The sequence below is a fragment of the Fodinisporobacter ferrooxydans genome (genome assembly GCF_022818495.1).
Classification (GTDB): domain Bacteria; phylum Bacillota; class Bacilli; order Tumebacillales; family MYW30-H2; genus Fodinisporobacter; species Fodinisporobacter ferrooxydans.
Genome location: NZ_CP089291.1, coordinates 4253662 through 4278230, shown reverse-complemented (window position 1 = coordinate 4278230; position 24569 = coordinate 4253662). Strand labels below are relative to the sequence as shown.

The window sequence follows — 24569 nt, the reverse complement described above, 5'->3', positions numbered from 1 at the left end:
TGGTACAATGGTTGTATCAATTTGTTTGGAGGATATAGCATGTCTCGATTGTTGCCGATTGTAGATGGACAAGTCACTTCGATTGAAGCGTTATTGCGGCATATCAGTACTGTAATACGCAGAAAGGGCAGGGAGATACTTTCTGATTTTTGTATTACACCTCCACAATTTGATGCATTGCTTTTTTTGAACGAGCATGGAGATCTCACAATTGGCGAATTGAGCAATAAAATGTATTTGGCCTATAGCACGACAACAGACTTGGTGGATCGAATGGAACGCAATCAGCTGGTAGAGCGGATTCGGGATCAAAACGATCGCCGCGTGGTTCGTTTGCGCATGATGCAAAAAGGGTCTGAGCTCATTGAAAAAGTGTTAATTGCAAGAAGAACCTATCTGGCAAATGTTTTAGATCAAATGGATACAAATGAAAGAGAACGTATTATCGATTGTTTGGAAAAACTCCATACCAATATATCGGATTGATGCAACATACGATAGGTCATTCGTGATACATGAATGATATGTATTGCTTTATTTTTAAATGAAAAAGGAAAAAGCCGGTTGCGATACATGCGTCTTTTGGCAGTATTTTCATTTTGCCAATAGGCGCTTTTCTACTGTTTGCCGAGTATGATACATATAACTGGAATCGGCGATGAAGTGTAAGTCACTTTTGTTTTGCAGCAGAGAAGGGAAGCGACAAGTCATGATGTCAAATGCTCCGATCGGGTTATTTGATTCAGGGATCGGTGGCTTAACAGTTGTACAGGAAGTGTTTCGACAGTTGCCACAAGAAGAGATCCTGTATTTTGGAGACACATTGAGGTGCCCGTACGGGGATCGGGATAAAAATGAAATTATTCGTTTTTCCACTGAAATTGGCGATTTTTTGGTGAATCGTGGCGTGAAGTTGTTGATTATTGCCTGTAATACGGCAACTGCAACGAGTCTGTCGATATTGCAGCAACGCTATGATATACCGGTTATCGGTGTAATTAGTCCGGGGAGCCGAGCTGCGATCTCCATGTCCAAGACCATGCGTGTCGGCGTGATTGGCACACGTGTAACTGTGGCAAGCGATGCGTATGCCAAGGAAATACACCGTTTGAATCCAAAATTGTATGTAGTAAGCCAAGCGTGTCCGGAGTTTGTTCCGATCGTGGAAAATGATCGGATCGAGACAGAAGCGAGCAAGAGGATCGTGGCACGGGATCTGGCATCGATTTCTACTGAAAACATCGACACACTCATACTCGGATGCACCCATTATCCATTATTAAAACATGTGATTCAAGATGTGATGGGATCTCGTGTACAATTGATCAATTCTGCAGAAGAGACGGCACGCGAAGCAAGCACCATTCTCTCCATTAAAAACTTGTTAAATGAACGCCGCTCGGAAAAAAGGCATAAATTTTTTGTGAGCGCAAATGTAGATACGTTCCGAATGATTGGGGAACGTTGGCTTGGAAGAAAGCTGGATGTTGAATTGGTTGATTTATTCAATTCGAACCAACCGCGGACCTTTCGCGTCATTTGAAAAATAAAACAGCAAATTTTCGGGACAAAGTTGACAAGTCACAAGCATATCTCCTCAGAGGGCTCGTATACATAAAATGAGAATCCCAAATGAGGAGGACCCACAATGCAAAAAAAATCTAAATTGGTAATGACAGGCGTCCTCGCAGCAACAGTTCTGACAGCGTCAGGCTGTGGGTTGGTCGGTCCCGCGAAAACATCGTCCCCGGTTGAACCAACCGCAACAGGTGTGCCAGGACCGAACAAAGCAGCTGCGAGTCAAGCACCATCGGATCAAGAGGTTGCGCAAACACTTTATTTTTCGGACGAAAAAGGTTTTGTCGTGCCGGTGCAAATGAATATTCCTAAAAATAATGCCCCGGCAACAGAAGCGTTAGATTACATGCAGCAAGGCGGCAAAGGTGAAGCAACACTGAATGGTACAGGATTGCATGCGATTATACCGAAAGATTCCAAGTTTTCGTTAAACATCCAGAATGGTCTTGCTACCATCGATGTCAGCAAGAATACGCTGAATGATTTTAAAACGGCCCAAAGCGCTCAACAGTTTGTGGATGCGGTAGTATGGGAATTGACGTCCTTTCCGACGATTAAGAACGTACAGTTTACCTTTGGTGGGAGTAAACTCGATACGTTGCCAGTCAGCGGACAGCCAATCGGTGAACCGTTGAACCGGACAAATGGCATCAATTTGCAACTGTCAAACGCGGTGACGTCGCCTACGGATAGTACAAGTATCACGTTATATTTCCCGAGTGAAAATAAATCAGGAAGCTTTCAGTATTTAGTACCTGTGACACGCATGATTCCGAAATCAGCAGGTGCTGATATGGTAAAAGAAACAATTGCACAATTGCAAACAGGACCGATGAGTGCGAGTCTTTTGCCTGTATTGGCGCCAACAGTCCAAGTGAAAAATGATTCAGTTAGCGGAGATACGGCACATGTCGATTTTTCTGAACCGATTGTCGCAAAAAATGATGCATCTGCAGATCTAACGTTGCGGAGTCTTTTATTGTCCTTGACAGAAAACGTGCCAAATGCGCAAAAAGTGCAAATCACTGTCAACGGAAAAGCGCCTGTAGATATGGCGAAAAATTTTGACTTGAGCAAGCCGGTGATGCGCCCGACCTATATCAATAAGGATTTATAAAATCATAGAGTCATTCAAACTCGTATAGACTTGGACAGAGCAGCCCGCGTGATTTGCGCTGGGCTGTTGGATTTTCCAGAGTTGATTGTGGTACTATATGGTTCTAGAGGTCGATAGGGGGATGTGCTTGTGCGAAGCGATGGCAGAAATTTTGATCAATTACGATCAGTATCGATTGAGAAACATTACATAAAGCATGCGGAAGGGTCTGTATTGATTACCGTCGGCAATACGAAAGTGATTTGTACTGCTACCATTGAAGATAAAGTACCGCCATTTTTGCGCAACAGTGGACAAGGATGGATTACTGCAGAATATTCGATGCTGCCGCGGGCGACACAACAAAGGACCCAAAGGGAAGCAACGAAAGGGAAATTGGGCGGTCGTACGATGGAGATTCAGCGTTTGATCGGACGTGCATTGCGTTCCGTCGTGGATTTGCATGCGATGGGTGAACGGACGATCTGGCTGGACTGTGACGTTATCCAGGCGGATGGTGGAACACGTACTGCGTCCATTACCGGAGCATTTGTCGCTTTGGCGGAAGCGACACACAAGATGTTGGAGAAAGGCTCTTTGAAGAAAATTCCATTACGGGATTTTCTATCTGCGACGAGTGTCGGAATTATCGATGGCAAACCGATGTTGGATTTAAATTACATCGAAGATTCGAAAGCACAAGTAGATATGAACATCGTGATGACAGGGCAAGGCAAGTACGTGGAAATCCAAGGTACAGGCGAAGAATTTCCGTTTTCCAAGGAAGAATTGGAAGCTTTGCTGGAACTGGGACGCAAAGGCAACGAACAATTGCACGGGATTCAGCGTGAAATATTGGGAGACGTTGCAAAATTGATTGGAGAATAGGGAATGAGTAAGAAAAAAGTTGTTCTTGCAACCAGGAATAAAGGGAAAGTGTTGGAGTTTAATGAACGATTTGGGGAGATTGGCTGGGAAATCGTTCCTCTTCCGGAGGATGCTCCAGAAGTTATCGAGGATGGACTGACATTTGAGGAAAATGCGAGCAAAAAAGCCCGATCAGCAGCTTTCTTTTGCGGATTGCCTGCGCTGAGTGACGATTCCGGCCTGGAAGTGGACGCACTGAATGGAGCGCCTGGCGTATTTTCCGCCCGGTATGCGGGGGAACATGCGACAGATGAGCAAAACAACCAAAAACTGCTGCAAGCTCTTCGCCATATTCCTGAGCAAGAGCGTTCCGCGCGGTTTGTCTGTGCACTGGCATTTGTAGATTGTACTCGTAAGTCCCAGGTTGCGCAGCCTTTGATCGTCAGGGGCACATGTGCCGGCAGAATTGTGGATATTCCAAGAGGAAAGAACGGATTTGGCTACGATCCTTTGCTGTTCATTCCCGAGCTCGGAAAGACCATAGCGGAAATGACGATTGAAGAAAAACACAGAATCTCGCATCGTGGAGAAGCGATTCGTCATATGATCGACTTGATCCGAACAGAACACGAATAAAGAGGTGCTTTCCATGAGAATCTGCCTGATCAGTGACAGTCACGGGAATCGTCAAGCAATCGCGACAATTCTCCAACGGGAGCAGCCAGATCTTGTTTTGCATGCGGGTGACCACGCAGCAGACATGCAATCTTTTGATACGAAACACAAAAGTGGCAGGCGAGTGATGTCCGTTGCCGGAAATTGCGATTTGCCGGGAGTGGCCGAATTGGAAAAAATCTTGGATATTGGATGCTTTCGTGTCTTTCTTTCACATGGACATCGATACCGTGTAAAAGAAAATTATTTAAACCTTTTCTATAAAGCAGAAGAAATCCAGGCAAACGTCGCTGTATTCGGACATACACATGTGCCGACAGTCTTTGTGGAACAAGGCCGGCTTTTCGTAAACCCGGGCAGTGTAAGTCTTCCAAGAGGGTATCGGACACCAACGTATGTGGTGATCGATGATTTGGACACGGTTGGCTTGCAAAATACTTCTTCCGCGGAACATGCGTTGTCGATACGATTTTTACGGGTGAGCGATGGGACACTTTGTGACGATTTATCCGCCACTGTACATTGGGATACTCACAAACATCAATTTCGTTGGGATTGAAAGCTGTAGAAATGTTCTATTGACAACATCTGTTTGATTTCGATATACTATATTTTGTCTTGATTAACCGAACGGTGTTGCGGGTGTAGTTCAATGGCAGAACTCCAGCCTTCCAAGCTGATAGCGTGGGTTCGATTCCCATCACCCGCTCCAGATAGGATTTCATTTTCAAATATGTTCCAGTAGCTCAGCTGGATAGAGCAACAGCCTTCTAAGCTGTGGGTCGGGGGTTCGAATCCCTCCTGGGACGCCAGAGAGTACCTTGCCGTGACGCGGTTTATGCCGTGTTGTGGTGAGGTTTAATTTTGTTCATTTGATCCTAAGTAACAAATAAGTAACAAATTTTTTCAATTCCTCTGAGATAGTATAACTTCTAATCGTTCTACGGCTGTTTTTTTGTATGTTTTCTGTTACATGTGAATACGTGTTGGCTGTTAGGGTTATAGAAGAGTGACCCAATCTTTCACTAACTACTTTTAAAGGTACTTGACTTTCAAGTAATAATGTTGCATGAGTATGTCTGAAATAGGGAGCTCCCCATTTCAGACACTCGAAAAACCCGCAAGGTGGATCTGTTTCGCCAAATTCAGTACGCCGTCACCACTTCGTTTCACGAACGTAAGGTAACGCCGGTCTTTATTCTCGATGAAATGCAAATGGCCAAGGATGTATTCCTTAGCGATTTGAATCTGCTATTTAATTTCCAAATGGACTCTTCGAATCCATTCATGCTTCTGCTCTGCGGTCTTCCCTACCTGCGGGACCGGCTCACCCTGAACCACCACAATCGCCCGCTGGCACAGCGACTCCTGCTGTCCCACCAGGTAGAGCCGCTGACCAAGGACGAAGTGAAAGGGTACGTTGATCATCATATGAGCCTCGCGGGTGCCAAACACCCGATTTTCATGGATGACGCCATGGAGGCGCTCGCCGTATGAACCAAGGGGTATCCGCGACTGGTGAACAAACTGGCCGTCCGCGCGCTCTTGCACGGCTTTCAGCGGAAGGTAGAGCAGATTAATGCCGATCTGATCCGCATTGCGGCACAAGAGTACGGAATGTGATGACGATGACGAAAAAAGTCGAGAAGGTCGGGGATGACTTTCTGCCCTGCCGAATCGAAATGGATTCTGAATGGGTGGTGTACTTTCGCAATACCAGGTTCCGCCTGCATCCGAAAGTGAGTTGCTGGATTCGGGTGCGATAGATGGAGTATACCTTGAACTTGTCTCGTGGACAAGCCCCCCCTAAGCAGTCAGGAGAACCCTGGTTGCTTATTTTTGGAAAAAACCCACTGCCGAAATACCGTGATTATGTGAAAATCCGATACCGATTAAGCCGAAATAATATGAAAAACAGCCGAAAAATCATTTGATTTCTGCTGCTAAATTTTGCGAATCCTACGCCGAAATAATTTGCAAATTCACAATGCTTTCTACTTCAGAAAACATCTGCCCTAACTGTTTACCGATCGTGTGGAACCCAGACATGAACGTATAGTCTGGTTTTCGAATGCGCAATTGGTCAAAAAAGACATCACTTAAGGATGTAGTGTAGTTTTGTCTGGTATGGACCAATAAGTGCTTTTGGGAGAATTGATCCAATTTTTTAATAATTAGGCTTAGGCGAATAATCTCTGGACTTGTGCCAAGGATGGTCATTATTTTCAATTTTTCTCACCTGCTTTCCTTGAAGCATTCGTCAAGCTTCTCCATTCCAGCAGCATATCTCGAATGGATACTTCCAATTCAATTTTTGGAATCCAATCTATCATATTGCATAGCTTTTCATTGTTCCCCGTTATTGTAAGGGGTTCATTGTTGCTGTATAGTTTCGGATCAACCATAACTGCAAAAGGCGTTTGTGAGATTTTATGGAATTTATTGGCGATTTCGGAAATTTGATAAGAAGTTCCGCGGCAAATATTAAAAACTTCGCCTGGTGCAGGCAGGTGCATGTTCAAGAGTTTCCAATATGCTTCAACAGCGTCCCGAACATCCAAGAAGTCTCTGCTAACGGTTGTATTGCCGACCATAAGCAGTGGGGATTGCAGCCCATTTTCTATTTGCGCCACTTGTCTTGCGAACTGTGCGCATACTCCTTGGCTGCCTGGACCAATTAAGTTGAATGTTCTGGCAATCACAATTGGGAAGCCATAAGATTTTGCATACATTTCTGCAATCGAGGTTTGCAGGTATTTGCTCCAGCCATAAGGGCTAGCCGGTACAGTTAGAAACGTTTCAGAAATCTTGTCGGTAGTTTCCATTTTCCCGTATTCATGAGAAGAACTTACAACAACTATATTTTTCAAATGTGCCTTAGGTTTTTTTCGCAGCGCGTCTAATAAATGTAAAGTTCCAATAGCATTCGTTTTTACAGTCATTTGCGGATCATTCCAAGACTGGGATGCATTATTTTCACCTGCTGCATGGATGATCGATTCAAAAGAATTCATTTCAACCAATAGTTTCACAGAGGAACTATCCAATAGGTCGCATTTGACGTATTGCAGATTTTTATGTTTTATTTTACAGCTGTCACTTCTGCCTGTTCCAAGGACTTGAATATTTTTGTTTAAGAGATAGTTGCACATATGGGTTCCGACAAATCCATTGACTCCAGTGATCAATACTCGCGTTGTCAAGCTCTTCATCCCTTTGGCAGCAGAATTTCCGCCATCTCTTTAAACACATTGTTTGCTTGCTTATAATCTGCCGGTTTGCCAATGTCCAGCCAAAACGCATCATTTTGATAATGTCTGATATCGTGATTACGATCTAGCAGATTTTTGATGACATCCGTTGTATCCAGTACATTTTCTTCTGGTAAATAATCGTAAACTTTTGGGTTTATCATATAGATTCCCATATTCACATGCACAGTGTTGTTTGGCTTTTCAATAAATTTTGTCACTTTATCTCCATCAGTTTCAATCACACCAAGGTCAATTGGAATCCTTTTAATTTGACTGGCAATTGTGATCATACTGCTTTTTGAACAGTGAAAATCGTAAAATTGCCGGAAATTCAAAGTTGTTAATATATCACAGTTAATCAGAAGAAATGGTTGTTGAAACATATGTTTCATATGCTTCAAAGCGCCAAATGTACCCGAAGGTTGATCTTCAACGTAGTAGGCAATCGAAACATTCCATTTGGAACCATCGCCGAAATACGTTTGAATTAAGGGTGCCAAGTACCCGCAGGCCATAGTAATTGATTTAAATCCATAATGGGCGAGCTGCTTGATTATGATTTCTAGAATTGGCTGCCCTCCAATCGGGAGGAGACCCTTAGGCAATACCTGTGTGTAAGGAGCTAATCGAGTACCTTTACCTCCCGTCATGATTACGACATTCAAAGTAATTCCCTCCTGTTTAAATCACATACTGCTTTGTTTGATAAGTATTTTTATGCTTTGAAATCCAATGGATCGTTTTCTCAAGCCCTTCCTCTAACGAGATTTGCGGGGCCCAACCCAGCACTTGCTTTGCTTTTGAACTATTGGAAAACAGACGATCTACTTCACTGGTGTCTGGACGTAGTCTTTCTGGATCAATACGGATCGGCAAATCCCTGCCGATAATTTGCGTTACTTTTTTGGCCAGATCACCTATCGATACTTCGAATTCGGAACCCGCATTAAATACTTGGCCAATCGCATGGGTTGAACTTGCAGCCGCGAGAAAGGCGCGTGCAGTATCTTCTACAAACGTGAAATCACGGGTGGCAGATAGATTTCCTAAAATGATTTCCGATTGAAACAAAGCCTGACTGATGATCGTAGGAATCACGGCACGCAGCGATTGCCGCGGTCCATATGCATTAAAGGGACGAACGGTAACTACAGGTAGATGATAAGAACAGTGAAAACTTTCAATAATCTTGTCTGCAGCAATCTTGCTGGCAGAGTATGGGGATTGGGCCTGTAATATATGATTTTCATCCATTGGCACATAGCGTGCTGTACCATAGACTTCGCTAGTAGATGTGTGTACCAAAAGCGGGATTTCCCAATCCTTTACAGCTTGTGCAACATGCAATGTACCCTGAATATTTGTATGCATAACATCCAAGGGCTGTTGATAGGAATAGGGAATTGCAATGAGTGCCCCTAAATGAAACACGATTTCCGCATTCTGGCAGGCCTGATTTATGGTTTGGTATTCTTTTAAATCCCCTTGGATCACTTCTATTGCTTGCTGTTCTTCTATTGAAAGATGATCAATATAGCCTTTCGTATTGAATGAATTATAGTGAACAAGTACACGTACATGGGCTCCATTCCGTATCAACAATTGGACAAGATGACTGCCGATAAATCCCGCTCCTCCTGTTACTAGAACCTTCTTTCCAGCTATATTCAAACGTATCAACCCCTACCAATTCTGGATAGTGATAATTACAGCATACGCATTCACGTAAGGGATTGACATGTATAGAAACCTATGAATTATTTGTTTTTGAAAATAACTAGTGTAAAATGGCTGAATTATCCAATGACTATGAATCTATGATATACTGTGAAGCAAAAGATTCATAGAATGGGACGGATATATTTTGCATAAACAAACCGCAATTAAAATCGTACTGAGCGAACGGCAACGAAAAGTGCTGGAGAAGATGGCCAAAGGAACCCACACACCGCTGCATTTCATCGAGCGAGCCAAGATCATTTTACTTTCGGCACAAGAGGTCAACAATTGCGAACTGGCTCGACGTCTCAGCCTCAGTGTCGATACCGTAAAGCGGTGGAGGAAGCGCTGGTCAACTTTTGCGGTGGAACTGGAACAAGTCGAAACCCATCGCCCTCATGCGCTGAAAGCGAAAATTGAAGCGGCCTTAACCGACGAACAACGATCGGGAAGACCGTCTGCGTTTACAGCCGAGGAAGTCGCCCATATCCTGACCTTAGCCTGCCAGACACCCGAAAGCTTGGAACTGCCGTTTAGTCATTGGACACCCGGATTGCTTGCCCGCGAAGCGGTAAAACGTGGCATCGTTTCCTCGATTTCGACGCGTCAGGTCGGGCGTTTTTTAAAACGAAGCGGACTTGAAACCCCATCAAGTGAAAGGATGGCTCAATCCGAAGATCGATGATCCCGAGTTGTACCATCAACAAGTGAAACAGGTGTGTGACGCTTATCATGAGGCATCGGAACTCGCTGAACAAGGAGTACACGTTTTATGCACGGATGAAAAAACGGGTATTCAGGCGTTAGAACGCGCACAGGCCACGAAACCGATGAAACCGGGGCAAGTGGAGCGCGTCGAGCAGGAATACATCCGGCATGGCACGACCAGTCTTACCGCTTCACGCGATGTCGTCACGGGCCAGTTGATCGCTCCGATGATTCAGGCGACACGTAATGAAGCCGACTTTGTGGAGCATATCCGCCAAGTGGTCCGCCATGATCCAACAGCACCTTACCTGCTCGTGATGGATCAATTGAACACGCATAAGTCCGAGTCTCTGGTTCGTTTCGTAGCTGCGGAGTGCGGCATACCGGAAGAAGCACTTGGTGAAAAGGGCAAGTCCGGCGTTCTGAAAACGATGGAATCCCGCGCCGCGTTTCTTACCGATCCTAGCCATCGTATTCGCGTGATCTACACGCCTAAACATTCTTCTTGGCTCAACCAAATTGAATGTTGGTTTAGCATACTCTCACGCCGTCTTCTGAATAAACGCGCCAGCTTTGTGTCAGTCGAAGATTTAGAGCAGCGTATTGCCGCATTTATTGATTACTATAACGAACATTTGGCCAAACCCTTTCGTTGGACTTATGCTGGTAAGCTTCTGAAAATGTAATTATTATAACGCGTTACTTACGCCATTACGCACTAGACTTTCTCAATCTTATAAAGAGTTACCCTGTTTTTGGGCATACGTATCCCGTTGTTGGCATCGCCTTTTTAAAAATTATCTTGTAAGAGTGTGCTACGCAGCTATTTGCAGCGATAGCTGCTCTACTTGAAACTCTTGTAATTTTTTGATCGTTTCTACATGATTCGGAGGCAGAACGGTTGCTCGTACGTGTTGAATCATCCGTTCAATCAATCGAAACGCATCCCGCAGAATGAACCATTTTTCGACGCGTTTGGTTTCACGAACTGGTACCTTCTTGTGTTTCATAACGGATGTCAGCTGATTCGATTCCTGAGCAAACGCGAGTTCAACCTGTTTGCGAAAATTCAGCATATGCTCTTGCAACATGCTACCCTGCGGTACAGGGCCATAGAAGAAAGGATTTTCCGTGAAGGAATAGCCGAACTGCATCGCACAGAGACCTTGCAACGGGCAGGCGGAGCATTTGTTATCGTCTCCACGGAACCAAGCGGTGTAGGTATCTGTATCGAATCCATCAAACACAAGAGCGTGACCTTCCTGGCATTCCGGCTTACCTTCAGAGGAGCAGTGTTCAGGAATGACAGTATTCTTTTTGATTTCTGTTACAACTGCTACATCATGCTTCAGCAGCGCTTCTTGCTGATCGTCTGCATCAAAATAGCCTAAGTCGGCCACCAAATACTCGACCTTCAATCCTTCGACTTTCTTCATCATTTCGATAAGTGGAAGCATGACTTTGACATCCGCTGTATCATTGGGCAGAATGATAGAAAATAATACAATTGGCCCTTTCGGGCTTGGGCAGACGATCGAATGCTTGCGATAACCAATGAAAAACTTGTTCTGGTTGGCTTTTGTTCGTTGTACACCGCAGGTTGCATCCGGATCGGAATATGTCTTCTCGCACGTACATGTGCTCTGGTCGGGGCAGTCACAGCGTTTTTTCTTGTACCCGTTGACGTTGGCCCAAATCGGTCTTGAATCGATACCTGTCAGCATCGGCTGTAGGAAGTCTTTGAGTTTTAAGGCTTGCGCAATCAGGTCAAACAAGATGGCGTAAAACAATTCTGCACTGACTTTCGTACGAAAATGACTAAGAGAGCTGTGAACCGGCACTTTTTCGATAGTAGGTACACCGATAAAATTTCGCCATGCTTGATTTTTGGGGTCTTTTAACTGCCTCACAAGTTCACGGAATGAGAAGATCTCCGGACGTGTAAAGTACAAGTAGTGCATCCGGAAGCAGACTCTTGGATCAATTGGAGGCCGTCCGCCATCCTTATACAGTGGAGCTATCTTTTGTAAGACAATCATGTCGTCAACATGATCAATATAATCAATAAGTTCCGCGTCAAAGCCGAGTGTGTTATAGTAGTGGTAGGGTAGCAGTTCTAGCTGCAAATCCATGAAAATGCACCTCGCAAATTGGTAATTTTGGTTGAGTTGTTACTTCCATTTTACCATTTTTCGCATAGGTGCATTTTTGTTTTTTAACCAATTTTCAGGGCTTTTTGAACAGGCTCTTCTAGTGTTCTTCGCAAAAATTCTGTTTTCCAAATGATCGGAGCGGCTCCTGTTTTCATAAAAATACTTGCACCAATCCATATCTTCTTTACGTTCCGGACCTATAATAAGATAATCGGCAGAGGAAGATTCGAGCAACAAGAACAGCAGTCTTTTCTGATTCACGATTGACCACATGCACAAACTGCCTTCCCACACTACCCATTGAACGAATTTTTTTAAGCTGTGCCAATAATTCAACGGGCGTTTTCCAGTCATGCGGAACATGGGTCAAGTCCGTAATGATATACGTCAAGATTCTCACCCCAATATCTTTGAAATGGCAGCTTCAAACGCATCCACACTTCGTTCCCATGTCCACTTTGCCGCTTCTTTTTCGCCTTCTTTCATGAGCTGCTTGCGTAACACATCATCCTCTATTAAGCGAATGATATCTTCGAAGAGACGGTTTTCAAAACGGTACGACATCAGGCAGTTCTGCTCATGTCTGCAATAGTCGGAGTTTCCGCCAGCATACGTAGTGATCAATGCAGTACCGCAGCGCATGGCTTCTAAACCAGGCAATGATGCGGAATCATAGGTAGAAGCACTGATATAGAGATCCGCCTGGTTTAGATGGTAGCAAAGCTCTATATCATTTCCGGGAGTATAAAACAGGTAGCGGTTCTGCTTTTTTAATTTCAATAAGCTTGGCGAACTGGCAAGCTCATTTGGCGGGCAAAATAAAGTGATTTGGATGTTAGGGTATCTATCTTTCACAATATCTAAGTGATTCAGCAGATAAGCCTGCTCCCGATGCCAAGAAAATCCGCCTTCCGGTTTTCTTACAATCGCAACAATCCGTGCCGGTTTTCCGGAACTTCGAATGTTCAAATTCTTAAATGTCGGATTCACGCCAACAGGTACAATGTATCCTTGCATGCCATGATTGAGCCGGATTATGTCTCTCTGCCATTCGGAAAGTACAAGCACATGAGGTGTCAAGTGATACGTAGGGAAGGAATAATGGTTGTCAGGCAAAAACACCGGCTCATAACATAAGCTTAAGCGAATGTGTATACCTTTGCCGTTTAAACTGGCGGCGTGTGCTTCAGGAACGGTTGTGTAAAAATTCGAGACAATAACATCCGCTGCCGGATAATCACTCTCTGCTATTTGATAGTTTTGCTTTGTTCGTATAATGGGGGCTTTTACTTCATATTCAACAGCTCCCTGTGGCGGCATTAGAATCGTAACCTGATGTCCCCGGTCTAAAAGACCGTTTGTTATTTCTGCAAGCATTCGTTGTGCGCCGCCCAAACACAGTGTAAGAATGGGAAACGTGAATTTCATGAATTCATCTCCTTCCTTATAAGCATTTTTAGAGATAGTTTGTGACGGTTGATAACTTGCCTGATTTCCGCAGGAATCTTCTTTTCTTCTTTTTTCGTGGTCATATTTTCATGCACACGGTACATGACATATGGTTCAGGGAAATAAAGAAGATTGTAATGCTTTATGATCCGCAACCATAAATCATAGTCATGTGTATACTGTAATTGTTCATCGAACGGTCCAAGATGACGGAAAACATTACGTTTCATCATGACCGTGCAGCCATTGATCGTGCAGCCAATCAACATTCTTTGGCAGAGTTCCAATCTGGAACTGAAGCCGCTCCCGACTGACTGATGTGTGATTTCACCATGTTCATTGATGAGGTGATAGTTTGAATAACAGACGTCTGCATTGTGATGCAGCATAAATTTCAACTGTTTCTCTGTTTTCTCAGGAAGATAAAGATCATCCGCACTTAACCATGTCAGGTAGTCGCCTGTTGCAGCCCGATATCCCATATTTAATGTTCCCGCTGTACCAGTGTGGCCTTTTTCGATATAGCGAATGACATTATAGTAGGGTGAAATTTTTTCGTTGTATAGGGTGGAGTTATCGTTTACAACGACAACTTCTACATTGGGATAGGTTTGGCCTAACGCACTCTCAATTGCCTGGTCTACGTACTGACAGTTATAAGTAGGAATAATAATGGACACTTTCTCCACTATTGATTTCTCCTTTCTATATAAAGGTTCTCCAGCGTTTCCGTCATTTTTCGCTGAAAGCGAGCCAAAGTAAAGCGCCGTGCCTGCTTTAGACCGCCATGAGACAGTGTTTTTGCCAATTCTGGATTTGACAGCAGGGCAACGATTGCTGTGGCAAGGGATTTCGGATCTTTTGGCGGTACTATGATTGCATTCTCGCCTTCTACAGCATAGTCCATTATCCCACCCGAGTTTGTCGCTACAACCGGCGTGCCGCAAGCCATCGCTTCGAGTGGAGGAAGTGCGAATGCCTCAAACCAAGAAGTAGAAACAAATAAATCTGCGGAACGATATAAACCTGCCATTTCCTGATCGCTTCTTGGGAAGAAAGTCTTACAAGGTATGTCTGGCAATGTAAGTTCATTTGCCGGGCAGATCATGTGTACGACAAATTGGCCTGGGTACCAATGATTCACCATTTTCATACATTCCACAAATTCTTCATAGCCTTTAAACCGATAGCCGGCTTTTGGATCGCGCGCTATATAAAGAATTACTTTCGGACGACTCGCATCTAAGCGGTACTTAGTTGAAATCGGTATATAATAGAAGGTATTCGGATCCACCCCCAGGTTCACCACTGTACTTCGCAGTTGCGTATTTTGCTGAATTTGTTCGTCTAGCCACTTAGAAATAGAGATGATTGGGACTTGGTTTACGTAAGTAGACAGTGCGTCTTGAGGATTTGGTACCCATAAAGGTTCGAATCCTAAACTGAGTCGTACACATTGCTTTGGCCAAGCTGCAAATGCTGGAGAAAATGTTGTATAGAAGTTTGGAAGAATGATATCTCCATATGGTATATATTCCTTTGACAAAACAGGAACAACAGTAAGTCTGCCTTGAATGTCATACTTGATGGTGCCTGACTTGGGTATGACGACTTCGGTATCATGACCTTTGGAATACAGAGTATTTGCAATTTGCACCAATACCTTGCATCCGCCGCCGATGTGCAAATCTCCCACCGGAATAACGACTTTCATGACGATTCCCTCCTTGAAATTCACTAGTTAGTATATGGATTGATTTACCTAAGCGTGTCCGCGTATGCCTGCACAAAAAAACTTTTTACTGGATTCTATAGGTAGTCGAACAAACCATGAAAAGGAAGAAGGCATATTGTATAAAAATAGAATAATTTTTTAGGTGGGGAGTTCCATGGGGATTTTTACGAAAATTCAGAAGACTGATGACTTGCCGAGTTTTTTTATGAGCACCGTGCCAAAAAGCGGCACGAATTATTTAAAACAAATCCTGTTGGGAATGCCCAATGTTACCCATTCACCTCTAGAGCATGAATATTACGTGGATTATTTTTATCTTCCAGAGTTTAAAAATTTATTTTATAGATTAGGGCATATCCCTTCTAATGCATTCGGGGCAGGGCATGTGTATTATAGTCCGGAGTTTTCCCGCATGCTGAAACGGTTAAATATGAAGCATATTTTCTTATACAGGGATCTGCGTGATGTTGTAGTGTCTTTTACGTATTTCGTCATAGACAAATACCCGTATCATCCCATGTATGAATATTTGGTGCAATTGCCGACCCAAAAAGACCGCTATATTGCAATGATTAAAGGTGTTGATACGGAAAGTTTTCAGTATCCCGGCATCGCGGACTGGATTCGGCCCTTCTATAGATGGATCAATGATCCTGACACCTTTTCTATTTCATTTGAGGATATTGGGCTTTCCGAGGAATCCAGACGACAAGTTATACACAAAATTGCCGAATACCTTTGGAGAGATTTGAAACCTCCTCTATCTATCGATGAAATGGTAGAAAGAATGGAAGCAAATATCGATCCCAAACGATCCTTTACATTCCGCAGTGGCAAGATTGGCGACTGGAAGAACGAATTTGATGAAGATATAAAACAGGTGTTTAAAAAAACTGCAGGTCATATCTTAATTGAAACAGGTTATGAAAAAGACAACGACTGGTAGGTACAGGAAAAATAAGTGCCCGCACCTGCACCAAACATGATAGGGAGGAAGCTTCCGTGCAAAATGGTAATATCCGTTTCCCTTCGGGATCAAATTGAATCTGTGTCACTTGCCATGGTTCATGAGACCAAGCGAAGCATGAAATAAAGAAAGGGTTGGATCCTGCATGACGAAACCTCCTGAATATGAGCAACCTTCTTTTGTCAAGGAAACGTGGAATACCGGAGCGTCGTGTTTCACGCGAGGATATGCCGCGAAAGTCCTTGACAAGCACGCAGACGGGTTACTTGAAACACAAAGAAGGACGACCAAAGGAAGTCATTCTTCTTAACTCTATACAAGTAGAAATAAGGTCGCTTTTAGTATCTGCTAATCGGGATTGACAGCTTATAGCCATATCAAACGGCGAAGAGCCCGCTTTTTTATTGTGTTGGGTGTATGAGTAACAAATGAGTAACAAATTTTAATAAAATCTATTCAAATATCGCATTATAATAGAGCCTAAAAATACTTATGGAAAAACTCTTATCAAATGTACTAAAAATGATCCTAACAGCCTTCTAAGCTGTGGGTCGGGGGTTCGAATCCCTCCTGGGACGCCAGAGAGTACCTTGTTGCAATGCGGTTTCGGCCGATTTGCAGCAAGGTTTTATTTTTGTAAAAAAATAGCCGGTGAATTACCGGCATATTTAAGAATGCTATCGAATCATGAACTAGCTTTTATATAAAAATGTTGTTTTAAAAATCGCATTTGCAATGGTGATGACGACGGCGTTTAGGACGGCATTTAAAAACTTTTATGACACGGACTACATGGCATTCAAAACGTTTTTTGGGACAGTGATGACATTTGCATTTGTGTTTTTGGCATCCACACATACAGAATCCCTCCTTTGCAATGTTTGTTGTATTTTATGTAAAGGTTATTCTGCTTGAAATGGACAGACAAATAGGATAAATTTCATCAATTCTTGAATCGTGGGGTAGATGATGCTATATTTCCAGCATTTCTTTATGTAATTGATTGTACATTCTTGCTTCTGATTTGGCGATCATTACACCTGTTTTCAGCATTTCCTCAAGTTCTTCTTTGTCGGTAAACGTGTCAAGGATATTTTTGCAAAGTTGGTAATGGTGGGGCTCGTGGTCATCTGCATGGACGTTCCAAAACGTAATGTCGAAAGGCTTTGAGCTTGTATAGTTTGGATGCCGCAGACCTTGTCCGATTGCGCCCATGACTTCTCCGGCGAAGAATTCCGAACCAAATCCTACAGCAGACATCGCCTGTAAAGGAGTCGCCTGTCGGAAAAAGGTTATGAAAGTATCGATTGCATTTGTAACGGCTGTGGATACGGGCGGATTCACCGGCAAACCGAATTCGTTTAATGGAACCGCAGGATCTACACTAAACAAAAATGTTTTATATAATTCAGCATGAGAACGTCCGGCTATACCTCGTCCGGCTTCATCCCACAGGTTGTCTGCCAACGGAATCCACCATTCATCAACGGGAGACATAGCCGAGATGGCAGCGCCCAATATGCGCGGGAAGTTTTTGCTATAGTGAAAATATTGGATTGCAAAGTAACGGATTTGTTCATAATTGTACAACCCTTGACGCAAATGGGTGAAAAAAGGAGCATTGTGAAAATACTGGTTTACCAGTATTCGCATTTGTTTTTCTACATCCTGCAATGTTTCCGCATTCTGTATTTTTTCTGCATCATGTAAATAGAAGCCATTCATACCTATCACCTTATCTTCAAAGTTTTCTTACGTATTATACATCAAGTCCTTGGGGAATAGGGGAAAGTTGAGCTAACAGGTTGCATTCCACTTGAATATTCTTTTTATAAAGAGCATAGCCGACTGCTATGGCGAGGGGATGCGGACATGTATGGAAAATGTGTGTTGTGTCAGGAGCGGGAAGGCGTCATCCTGAGTAGGTCTGGTCAACCCTTTTGCTTAACTTGCATCAGTGAGCTTTCTCCAGATAAAGAACGTTTGGATACAAATTTGTTAATTTTTTGCGGCGATTGTGCCTGGCCTACGAAAATTGAAAAGGAACAGGAAATTCAGGTGATTTTCGGCAGCATGATACGATGTAAAAATTGTAATAAAATTGAGCGGATTTCAAAAGAATTAAAAGATTATTTGCGGGGAAAACAGTAACTTGGAAATATTCAACCCAATCGTGAAAAAAAATGAACGATTTTTGACATATATTGAAAAAGCAATCGTATATATTCAATATCCTCATGATCCTGAATCCTCATGATTCTGAAAACGAAACGTGGGAGGTGGTTTGCCATGAGCGCCACAAAAGCGTTCGTCAAAGGATTATTGTTATCCGTATGGATCTTTCCGGCGCTTCCCGTGCTATTTCTCATGTTTATTACCGGCGAGTATGTGGATATTTTCTAATTTCCTTTCAAATTCATATGTTTCGAATGCAAATGGAGTGTGCAATATACACCGAAGTCACAGGTGTATTTTTTTTTGTGTATTTTTAAAAACTCCAAACGGGAAACCTGCAATGAATGGGCCGTTAAGTTTCTGAACAACCTCTTAAATAATAAGGCAAATAAAATTGAAATTGAAATTGAAATTGAAATTGGAGGGAAGCGGCTTGACGAAACAAACGCCAGTTCAAAATTTTCCGCCCCAACATCAAAACCAACGGCCGGGGATCGAGTCGATCATGCAGCCCAGACCAGAATTTGATGATCCCAATTATCAGGGAAGTGGAAAATTACAAGGGAAAATCGCAGTCATTACTGGCGGTGACAGTGGCATTGGCAGGGCAGTTGCTGTCGCTTTTGCCAAAGAAGGCGCCGATCTTGCCATTCTTTATTTCAACGAGCAGGAAGATGCGGAAGAAACGAAGCGAGCCATTGAACAAAAAGGCCGCAGGTGCCTGTTGATTCCGGGGGACATTGGCGATGAGACATTCTGCCAAACAGCAGTGGGACAAGTCAAACAGACATTTCAAGGGATTGATATTTTGGTGAATAATGCGGCTGAGCAACATCCGCAGGAACAATTGACAAATATCACACAGTCTCAATTGGAACGTACATTTCGAACAAATGTCTTCTCTTTCTTCTATATGACAAAAGCTGTATTGCCGATGCTCTCGCCTGGCAGTTGCATTATTAATACTGCATCCATAACCGCTTATAAAGGCCATGAGCAATTGTTGGATTATTCGGCTACCAAAGGTGCTATTGTGACATTTACCCGCTCGTTATCCCTTTCCTTGCTGAAACAAGGGATTCGTGTCAACGGTGTAGCTCCCGGACCGATTTGGACACCTTTAATTCCTTCCACTTTTACGGAATTTCAGGTAGCCATGTTTGGTTCGGATACGCCGATGAAACGGGCGGGCCAACCTTTTGAATTGGCGCCGGCGTATGTATATTTGGCTTCTGATGATTCCCGTTATATGTCGGGCCAAATTTTGCATGTAAATGGTGGCATGATTGTCAATGGTTAAATCCTGAAACGAATACTGACACACATTTGCCGTATGAGGTTTGCACACACTATAGTTGCTCGATCTTTGAGTCAAAATCAGGTTTGGGATGAGGTGTGTGGCATGAAAAAAGGGCAAATAATCGGCCTTGCAGCAGCAACTTTTTTATTGCTGCCCATGTATGGATGTACACCGGCCGCCAAAAATGAAGCCGGGTATGTTGGAAATGTAAACAATCCGTCCATGACGGGAGATGTGCGCAGCAATAACCCCAATCGGAATACGTCTGCCATCGTATTTCGACCGGATTTGGCAGATCATCTGCGGACACAAATACCAGGTGTGCGGATGGCTTCCGTATTTGTACGGGGAAACAATGCATATGTGGCAATCAATAATGGCGTAATCACATATGCAAATCCGAATCGAATTGTACCGGGCGGTGGAGCAGGAGGTGCGGCTGGGAACTATCCGCCAAATGGAGTCACTGGCAATTATGCTGGCGGGCCAACTGTACCTGGCAATGTTCCAGGAGGGACAATTACGGGGAGGATTCCGTCACCCAATTATAACGGTGTCACTCCGGGCGGCTCGATTGGAGGATATACGGGTGGAGCTATAGGAGGAAATCCTGGCGGAACAACGATCGGAGGTGGGCCTTACGGTGCGCCGATCACAGGCGGCATGAACGGCGGTGGCGGCAACCCGGCGGCAAGACCTGTCATCACACCGGAATTGCGGCAGCGGGTCGTATCGGAAATCCGCCGTACAGATCCTGCCATCACGAATGTCTATGTATCCAATGATCCGGCGCTTTTATCGCATTTTAGAGGATACTCCACAGGTTCGCTGCGAAGCACTTCCGAAGATTTTAATGCGATCATACGTCAGTTTTTTCCGAATGTTCGATGATCTGATACGCAACTTCACCTTGCAGGGAATAAAATGCAGGGTGAAGTTTTTACATGTCTTTACACATTTTTAATGTTTTATTTACATAGAGTTTACATTGTTCGGCTACACTGTCTTCTATACTTTTAAAAGCAGGTATGATTTCTTTACGACATCTATGAGGAGAGTATTCATGAAACAGGAAACAGAAAGGGCGTTGCCTGAATTTTTAATTCTTGGCATGCTTCCCTGGAATTATTCACAATTAAGCGATTCCGTTCGTTCGATGGTGCAGACAATGCCCAATGATCAATACATATATATAAACCCGCAGGCAGATCAGCGCTCTCTGGCATGGACCTGGAGGGTTCGTCAAAAACAAGGATTTCCGGAAATTTGGGACCCTCCTTTTAATATCGTGCCAACCCGCTTCGGTGGTGCGAATTTCCGGGATTTCTTATCGTCTCAGTTATTGGCTGCACACATTTCAAAACGATTGGGAGCCGATTGGCGGGATCGCACGATCGTTTATGTCACGGCGTCAACACTGGAGCAGTCATATGAATATGCAACAAAATTGCAGCCGAAGCGTCTTGTGTTTGACATACTTGATGATAATCTAGGCTTTCCTGGGATTTCTGAAAAGAAGCAAAAAGCATTACAAAAAAAATTTCTGGAACTTGCCAGACAAGCGGAAGTAATTACAGCGGTTTCTGAATATTTGGTTCAACAAACAGAACAATTGACAGGGAAGAAAGTCGAGTATCTGCCAAATGGCGTAGATGTAAAACATTTTTCTCCTAAACAACAAATGATGGAGCCGGTGGATTTGCAGGCGATTCCTCGTCCTCGCTTGATGTTTGTCGGCGCCGTTACCAGTTGGATTGATACAGATTTGCTAAAGCAAGTGGCGGAGCGCAATTCCCATCAACAACTCGTCATGATCGGTCCTGTATTTGAAATGACATCGTCACTCGCTGCATTGCAACAACTGCCCAATGTTCATTTTCTTGGGCCGAAACCGTATGAACGTGTACCTGATTATCTGCATGGGGCGGATGTGCTGTTGTTGCCGCGTACGTACGACCCCCATTCCCTGGCGTGTGACCCGCTGAAACTCTATGAATATATGGTTACAGGAAAACCGGTCGTGTCAACCGCCCATCCCAGTGTTCGCAGATTTTCTGAAGTCGTCTGGATTGGTCAGGATACAGATCAATTTGTCACAGGAATCGAGCAAGCACTTGCCGGTACGGAAGAAAGAACCATCAGACAATTGCGGCTTGTCGGCGGAATGTCGTGGGAGTCAAGAATGCAGCGGTTAAAACAGCTTCTTACAGCATAACTCCCAATCCAATGCAAGGGGAGATTGGGAGTTATGCTGTAAGGGCAATGATGAGAGGAAACTGAGGGAAGGATTCTAAAGCGGTTTTACATGTGCCGCTTTTAAAAAAGATGCAAATTCTGCCGGCAATGGTGCCTGGAATTCCCTTCCGTCAGCCAATTGTACACGATAGGCGTGCAGCATTTGATGATGCAGGCCATGTACAATTTTGCCGCCGTATTTTACATCTCCCGCCAAAGGGTGCCCGATGCTCTGCATATGTGCGCGGATTTGATGTGTGCGGCCGCTGATCAATTCAATCTCCAACAGTGAGTACTTCGGATTGGAATCCAAAACCTTATAAACCGTATGTGCGGATTTGATGTCTTTGTTGGAATTGGATGAGCGGTTTGGCTTGGCGATTCGTGTACGATTGGATGCTTCCTCCCGAACCAGGTCAGCCGTAATTTCCCCATCGGAACGTACCTGTCCGTGCACGACAGTCAAATACCATTTCCCCAATTTCCTGTGTTTGATTTCTTCATTTAATTCGCGGATTGTTGCCGCATCTTTTCCTATAATTACAATTCCGCTCGTATTCCGATCCAGACGATTGACGGTGGATGGCGTAAATAACCGTTGATCCAGTTGTTCCTGTTCGTGCAGATATGCCAGCACCTGATTGATCAATGTGTGTTTGTGTTCTTGCTGATCCGGATGTGTCAGCATGCCAATCGGTTTATTCACAAGCAGCAAATGTTCGTCTTCGTAGATTATATCGATTTCAGTCGAAATTCCAGAGAATTTTTTTGTCTGCTTTTTCAATGAGTCAAACTCGTCTTGTGACATATAAAAGATGATCGTGTCGCCATCTTCCAGCAATGTGTCTGTTTTGCCTTTTCTGCCATTGACTTTCACTCGGCCTACGCGGATTAATTTATGTACACCGCTCAACGGCAAACCAGGCAGTGCCGTCCTGACAAAACGGTGCAATTTTTTGCCTGCCTCATGTTTCGTGATCGTATATGTAACCACTTGGGCTCACTTCCATTCGTATTTATTATGGGGAGTATCAGTTGCACCAGAGTATTCACTGTACAAGATTGTAATGAAAATGCGGAAGATTTGCAAAAGCAATACGCCATGTCGGATGTGTGAAGAGCAGTCAGATGAAAAGTCAATGTAAAAGGTTTGAAACGAATCCGGCAACATGCTATAATGAAATGGTTTTTATGGCCGTGAATACTATATTGATAACCCATGTGCCATATTTTGAGGGAGGAAACGTTCATAATGAGTGCAAAATGGGAAAAGATCGAGAAAAACATCGGGATTCTCGAAGTAGAAGTAGAGGCAGATGAAGTAAGCAAAGCACTGGATCGTGCGTTTAAAAAAGTAGTGAAAACTGTAACTGTTCCGGGGTTCCGTAAAGGAAAAGTACCTCGTAAAATATTTGAATCTCGTTTTGGTGTTGAATCATTGTATAATGATGCATTGGACATCATTCTGCCGACTGCGTATACACAAGCGGTGGTAGAAGCGGAAATTCAACCGGTCGATCGTCCGGAAGTGGATGTCGTTCAATTTGAAGCCGGAAAGCCACTTTTGTTTAAAGCAAAAGTAACGGTTAAGCCGGAAGTCGAACTCGGCGAGTATAAAAATTTGGAAATCGAAGAAAAAGACTTTGCTGTAACAGATGAAGACTTGCAGGAAGAAATGCAGCGCATCCGTGCAAGCCATGCGGAAATCGTGCCGGTGGAAGATGGCGTTGTTGCAAGTGGCGATACTGTAATCATCGATTTCAAGGGTTTTGTCGACGGTGAAGAATTCGAAGGCGGCGAAGCGGAAAATTATCAATTGGAAATCGGTTCAGGCACATTCATTCCCGGATTTGAAGATCAATTGATCGGAATGAAAAAAGACGAAGAAAAAGAGATCGGCGTTACGTTCCCGGAAGAGTACCATGTCAAGCATTTGGCTGGCCAACCGGCGAAATTCCAAGTGAAATTGCATGATATCAAGCGTAAAAATCTTCCTGAATTGGATGACGAATTTGCGAAAGATATCAGTGATTTCGAAACATTGGCAGAGTTGGAAGCAGATACCCGGAAACGTTTGGAAGAACAAGCGGAACATGGCAAAAAGCATTATATCGAAGACTCTGTGGTTGAACTTGCCGTCAAACATGCAAGCGTTGAAATTCCAAACGCCATGATTGAAGCGGAAATCGACCAGGAAGTCGTTCAATTCGAAAACCGCTTGAAGTCCCAAGGAATTCCATTGGAAATGTACCTGGAATTTACAGGTGCAACCAAAGAATCTTTGCGTAGCGAGTTTAAAGACAGTGCGGAAAACCGTGTACGCACATCGTTGGTGCTTGAGGCGATTGCAAAAGCGGAATCCCTCGAAGCAAGCGACGAAGAGATCCAAAAGCAACTGGAAGAAATTGCGAAGTCCGCAAATATGGAAGTTGAGCGCGTGCGCATGATATTGCAATCCAATGATCCGTCTTTATCTGCAATCAGACAAGATATTGTCATGCGCAAGACGATTGATTTCTTAGTGGAAAATAGAAAAGTTGGATAATATATGTTATATTAAGTTCACCATCTGGAAATAGTGAAAAGGGACAAGGCACTGATTATATAGTGCCTTGTTTTGGCAATATGGGATTTTCGACAAGATTCCCGATGGAACGA

At 43.8% G+C, this 24569-nt stretch carries 27 protein-coding genes and 2 tRNA genes; 18 read left to right on the top strand and 11 right to left on the bottom strand.

Features of this window, described 5'->3' with window-relative positions; translation table 11 throughout:
* Window positions 1-39 precede the first annotated feature (39 nt).
* The 8 genes from LSG31_RS20610 to LSG31_RS20575 all read left to right on the top strand — a co-directional run bounded on the left by LSG31_RS20610 (window position 40) and on the right by LSG31_RS20575 (window position 5028).
* Window positions 40-486, top strand: a complete 447-nt coding sequence (locus tag LSG31_RS20610) for a MarR family winged helix-turn-helix transcriptional regulator (RefSeq protein WP_347436907.1) — start codon at window positions 40-42, stop codon at window positions 484-486.
* 223 nt (window positions 487-709) lie between these two features.
* Window positions 710-1543: a glutamate racemase gene (gene racE, locus LSG31_RS20605; RefSeq protein ID WP_347436906.1), complete on the top strand. Its 834-nt coding sequence runs from the start codon at window positions 710-712 to the stop codon at window positions 1541-1543.
* Between the two features lie 105 nt (window positions 1544-1648).
* Window positions 1649-2695, top strand: coding sequence for a GerMN domain-containing protein (locus tag LSG31_RS20600; RefSeq protein ID WP_347436905.1), 1047 nt, complete (start codon window positions 1649-1651; stop codon window positions 2693-2695).
* Between the two features lie 129 nt (window positions 2696-2824).
* Window positions 2825-3562, top strand: coding sequence for a ribonuclease PH (rph, locus tag LSG31_RS20595; RefSeq protein ID WP_347436904.1), 738 nt, complete (start codon window positions 2825-2827; stop codon window positions 3560-3562).
* Between the two features lie 3 nt (window positions 3563-3565).
* The gene (locus LSG31_RS20590; RefSeq protein ID WP_347436903.1) at window positions 3566-4177 is read left to right on the top strand and encodes an XTP/dITP diphosphatase; all 612 of its coding nucleotides are present in this window, start codon (window positions 3566-3568) and stop codon (window positions 4175-4177) included.
* Window positions 4178-4190: 13 nt separating this feature from the next.
* Window positions 4191-4775, top strand: coding sequence for a metallophosphoesterase family protein (locus LSG31_RS20585; protein ID WP_347436902.1), 585 nt, complete (start codon window positions 4191-4193; stop codon window positions 4773-4775).
* Between the two features lie 79 nt (window positions 4776-4854).
* Window positions 4855-4928 (top strand) — tRNA-Gly (locus tag LSG31_RS20580).
* Between the two features lie 23 nt (window positions 4929-4951).
* Window positions 4952-5028, top strand: a tRNA-Arg gene (locus LSG31_RS20575).
* A gap of 56 nt (window positions 5029-5084) precedes the next feature.
* Here LSG31_RS20575 and LSG31_RS20570 read toward each other — a convergent pair.
* Window positions 5085-5321: a tyrosine-type recombinase/integrase gene (locus tag LSG31_RS20570; RefSeq protein WP_430734294.1), complete on the bottom strand. Its 237-nt coding sequence runs from the start codon at window positions 5319-5321 to the stop codon at window positions 5085-5087.
* A gap of 20 nt (window positions 5322-5341) precedes the next feature.
* Here LSG31_RS20570 and LSG31_RS20565 point away from each other — a divergent pair, with 20 nt between their 5' ends.
* Together LSG31_RS20565 and LSG31_RS23440 are read left to right on the top strand one after the other, a co-directional pair.
* On the top strand, window positions 5342-5713 hold the full coding sequence (locus tag LSG31_RS20565; RefSeq protein ID WP_347436901.1) for an AAA family ATPase: 372 nt from the start codon (window positions 5342-5344) through the stop codon (window positions 5711-5713).
* 125 nt (window positions 5714-5838) lie between these two features.
* Window positions 5839-5982: a DUF5348 domain-containing protein gene (locus LSG31_RS23440; RefSeq protein WP_430734218.1), complete on the top strand. Its 144-nt coding sequence runs from the start codon at window positions 5839-5841 to the stop codon at window positions 5980-5982.
* Between the two features lie 193 nt (window positions 5983-6175).
* Here the strand turns inward: LSG31_RS23440 and LSG31_RS20560 are convergent, their stop codons facing one another.
* Genes LSG31_RS20560 through LSG31_RS20545 form a run of 4 tightly spaced genes read right to left on the bottom strand, consistent with a single transcriptional unit; the run spans window position 6176 to window position 9141 of the window.
* Window positions 6176-6445 carry a UDP-N-acetyl glucosamine 2-epimerase gene (locus tag LSG31_RS20560; RefSeq protein ID WP_347436900.1) on the bottom strand — a complete coding sequence of 90 codons (270 nt, stop codon included), beginning with the start codon at window positions 6443-6445 and terminating at the stop codon, window positions 6176-6178.
* Window positions 6442-7419: a GDP-mannose 4,6-dehydratase gene (locus tag LSG31_RS20555; RefSeq protein ID WP_347436899.1), complete on the bottom strand. Its 978-nt coding sequence runs from the start codon at window positions 7417-7419 to the stop codon at window positions 6442-6444. The genes LSG31_RS20560 and LSG31_RS20555 overlap by 4 nt, the downstream gene beginning before the upstream one ends.
* A gap of 5 nt (window positions 7420-7424) precedes the next feature.
* Entirely contained in the window at window positions 7425-8135 is a 711-nt protein-coding gene (locus LSG31_RS20550) for a sugar phosphate nucleotidyltransferase (RefSeq protein ID WP_347436898.1), read from the bottom strand.
* Window positions 8136-8151: 16 nt separating this feature from the next.
* Window positions 8152-9141 carry an SDR family NAD(P)-dependent oxidoreductase gene (locus LSG31_RS20545; RefSeq protein WP_347436897.1) on the bottom strand — a complete coding sequence of 330 codons (990 nt, stop codon included), beginning with the start codon at window positions 9139-9141 and terminating at the stop codon, window positions 8152-8154.
* Window positions 9142-9334: 193 nt separating this feature from the next.
* Between LSG31_RS20545 and LSG31_RS20540 the strand changes: the two genes are divergently transcribed.
* Window positions 9335-9874: a helix-turn-helix domain-containing protein gene (locus LSG31_RS20540; protein ID WP_347436274.1), complete on the top strand. Its 540-nt coding sequence runs from the start codon at window positions 9335-9337 to the stop codon at window positions 9872-9874.
* The gene (locus LSG31_RS20535; protein WP_347435439.1) at window positions 9828-10583 is read left to right on the top strand and encodes a transposase; all 756 of its coding nucleotides are present in this window, start codon (window positions 9828-9830) and stop codon (window positions 10581-10583) included. Before LSG31_RS20540 ends, LSG31_RS20535 begins: the two co-directional genes overlap by 47 nt.
* Before the next feature lie 129 nt (window positions 10584-10712).
* On the opposite strand, the gene LSG31_RS20530 is transcribed toward LSG31_RS20535, so the two are convergent.
* From LSG31_RS20530 to LSG31_RS20515, 4 genes are all read right to left on the bottom strand, one after another.
* Window positions 10713-12029, bottom strand: coding sequence for a transposase (locus LSG31_RS20530; protein WP_347436896.1), 1317 nt, complete (start codon window positions 12027-12029; stop codon window positions 10713-10715).
* A 417-nt stretch (window positions 12030-12446) separates the two neighbouring features.
* The gene (locus tag LSG31_RS20525; protein ID WP_347436895.1) at window positions 12447-13478 is read right to left on the bottom strand and encodes a glycosyltransferase family 4 protein; all 1032 of its coding nucleotides are present in this window, start codon (window positions 13476-13478) and stop codon (window positions 12447-12449) included.
* Complete coding sequence (locus tag LSG31_RS20520; RefSeq protein ID WP_347436894.1) at window positions 13475-14188, bottom strand: glycosyltransferase; 714 nt, start codon at window positions 14186-14188, stop codon at window positions 13475-13477. The genes LSG31_RS20525 and LSG31_RS20520 overlap by 4 nt, the downstream gene beginning before the upstream one ends.
* The gene (locus tag LSG31_RS20515; protein ID WP_347436893.1) at window positions 14188-15213 is read right to left on the bottom strand and encodes a glycosyltransferase family 4 protein; all 1026 of its coding nucleotides are present in this window, start codon (window positions 15211-15213) and stop codon (window positions 14188-14190) included. The genes LSG31_RS20520 and LSG31_RS20515 overlap by 1 nt, the downstream gene beginning before the upstream one ends.
* 175 nt (window positions 15214-15388) lie before the next feature.
* Between LSG31_RS20515 and LSG31_RS20510 the strand changes: the two genes are divergently transcribed.
* Window positions 15389-16180 (top strand): sulfotransferase domain-containing protein, encoded by a 792-nt coding sequence (locus tag LSG31_RS20510; RefSeq protein ID WP_347436892.1) that lies wholly within the window; start codon window positions 15389-15391, stop codon window positions 16178-16180.
* 993 nt (window positions 16181-17173) lie between these two features.
* Here the strand turns inward: LSG31_RS20510 and LSG31_RS20505 are convergent.
* On the bottom strand, window positions 17174-17926 hold the full coding sequence (locus tag LSG31_RS20505; protein WP_347436891.1) for an iron-containing redox enzyme family protein: 753 nt from the start codon (window positions 17924-17926) through the stop codon (window positions 17174-17176).
* A 147-nt stretch (window positions 17927-18073) separates the two neighbouring features.
* Here LSG31_RS20505 and LSG31_RS20500 point away from each other — a divergent pair, with 147 nt between their 5' ends.
* From LSG31_RS20500 to LSG31_RS20485, 4 genes are all read left to right on the top strand, one after another.
* A complete protein-coding gene (locus LSG31_RS20500; protein WP_347436890.1) occupies window positions 18074-18352 on the top strand; it encodes a hypothetical protein in 279 nt (92 codons plus the stop codon).
* A 457-nt stretch (window positions 18353-18809) separates the two neighbouring features.
* A complete protein-coding gene (locus LSG31_RS20495) occupies window positions 18810-19676 on the top strand; it encodes an SDR family oxidoreductase (RefSeq protein WP_347436889.1) in 867 nt (288 codons plus the stop codon).
* 102 nt (window positions 19677-19778) lie between these two features.
* A complete protein-coding gene (locus LSG31_RS20490) occupies window positions 19779-20567 on the top strand; it encodes a YhcN/YlaJ family sporulation lipoprotein (protein WP_347436888.1) in 789 nt (262 codons plus the stop codon).
* A 172-nt stretch (window positions 20568-20739) separates the two neighbouring features.
* Window positions 20740-21891, top strand: a complete 1152-nt coding sequence (locus LSG31_RS20485) for a glycosyltransferase (protein WP_347436887.1) — start codon at window positions 20740-20742, stop codon at window positions 21889-21891.
* Between the two features lie 75 nt (window positions 21892-21966).
* Here the strand turns inward: LSG31_RS20485 and LSG31_RS20480 are convergent, their stop codons facing one another.
* The gene (locus tag LSG31_RS20480; protein ID WP_347436886.1) at window positions 21967-22905 is read right to left on the bottom strand and encodes an RluA family pseudouridine synthase; all 939 of its coding nucleotides are present in this window, start codon (window positions 22903-22905) and stop codon (window positions 21967-21969) included.
* A gap of 258 nt (window positions 22906-23163) precedes the next feature.
* Between LSG31_RS20480 and tig the strand changes: the two genes are divergently transcribed.
* Window positions 23164-24456, top strand: coding sequence for a trigger factor (gene tig, locus LSG31_RS20475; RefSeq protein ID WP_347436885.1), 1293 nt, complete (start codon window positions 23164-23166; stop codon window positions 24454-24456).
* The last annotated feature ends 113 nt before the right edge of the window (window positions 24457-24569 follow it).

Excerpts from the sequence above, each read along its gene's own strand:
- racE (WP_347436906.1), top strand. The coding sequence starts at position 710 with ATGATGTCAAATGCTCCGATCGGGTTATTTGATTCAGGGATCGGTGGC.
- LSG31_RS20530 (WP_347436896.1), bottom strand. The coding sequence starts at position 12,029 with ATGGATTTGCAGCTAGAACTGCTACCCTACCACTACTATAACACACTC.
- LSG31_RS23440 (WP_430734218.1), top strand. The coding sequence starts at position 5,839 with ATGACGATGACGAAAAAAGTCGAGAAGGTCGGGGATGACTTTCTGCCC.
- LSG31_RS20515 (WP_347436893.1), bottom strand. The coding sequence starts at position 15,213 with ATGAAAGTCGTTATTCCGGTGGGAGATTTGCACATCGGCGGCGGATGC.
- LSG31_RS20610 (WP_347436907.1), top strand. The coding sequence starts at position 40 with ATGTCTCGATTGTTGCCGATTGTAGATGGACAAGTCACTTCGATTGAA.
- LSG31_RS20585 (WP_347436902.1), top strand. The coding sequence starts at position 4,191 with ATGAGAATCTGCCTGATCAGTGACAGTCACGGGAATCGTCAAGCAATC.
- LSG31_RS20505 (WP_347436891.1), bottom strand. The coding sequence starts at position 17,926 with ATGAATGGCTTCTATTTACATGATGCAGAAAAAATACAGAATGCGGAA.
- LSG31_RS20590 (WP_347436903.1), top strand. The coding sequence starts at position 3,566 with ATGAGTAAGAAAAAAGTTGTTCTTGCAACCAGGAATAAAGGGAAAGTG.
- LSG31_RS20490 (WP_347436888.1), top strand. The coding sequence starts at position 19,779 with ATGAAAAAAGGGCAAATAATCGGCCTTGCAGCAGCAACTTTTTTATTG.
- LSG31_RS20525 (WP_347436895.1), bottom strand. The coding sequence starts at position 13,478 with ATGAAATTCACGTTTCCCATTCTTACACTGTGTTTGGGCGGCGCACAA.
- LSG31_RS20500 (WP_347436890.1), top strand. The coding sequence starts at position 18,074 with ATGTATGGAAAATGTGTGTTGTGTCAGGAGCGGGAAGGCGTCATCCTG.
- tig (WP_347436885.1), top strand. The coding sequence starts at position 23,164 with ATGAGTGCAAAATGGGAAAAGATCGAGAAAAACATCGGGATTCTCGAA.
- LSG31_RS20510 (WP_347436892.1), top strand. The coding sequence starts at position 15,389 with ATGGGGATTTTTACGAAAATTCAGAAGACTGATGACTTGCCGAGTTTT.
- LSG31_RS20485 (WP_347436887.1), top strand. The coding sequence starts at position 20,740 with ATGAAACAGGAAACAGAAAGGGCGTTGCCTGAATTTTTAATTCTTGGC.
- LSG31_RS20600 (WP_347436905.1), top strand. The coding sequence starts at position 1,649 with ATGCAAAAAAAATCTAAATTGGTAATGACAGGCGTCCTCGCAGCAACA.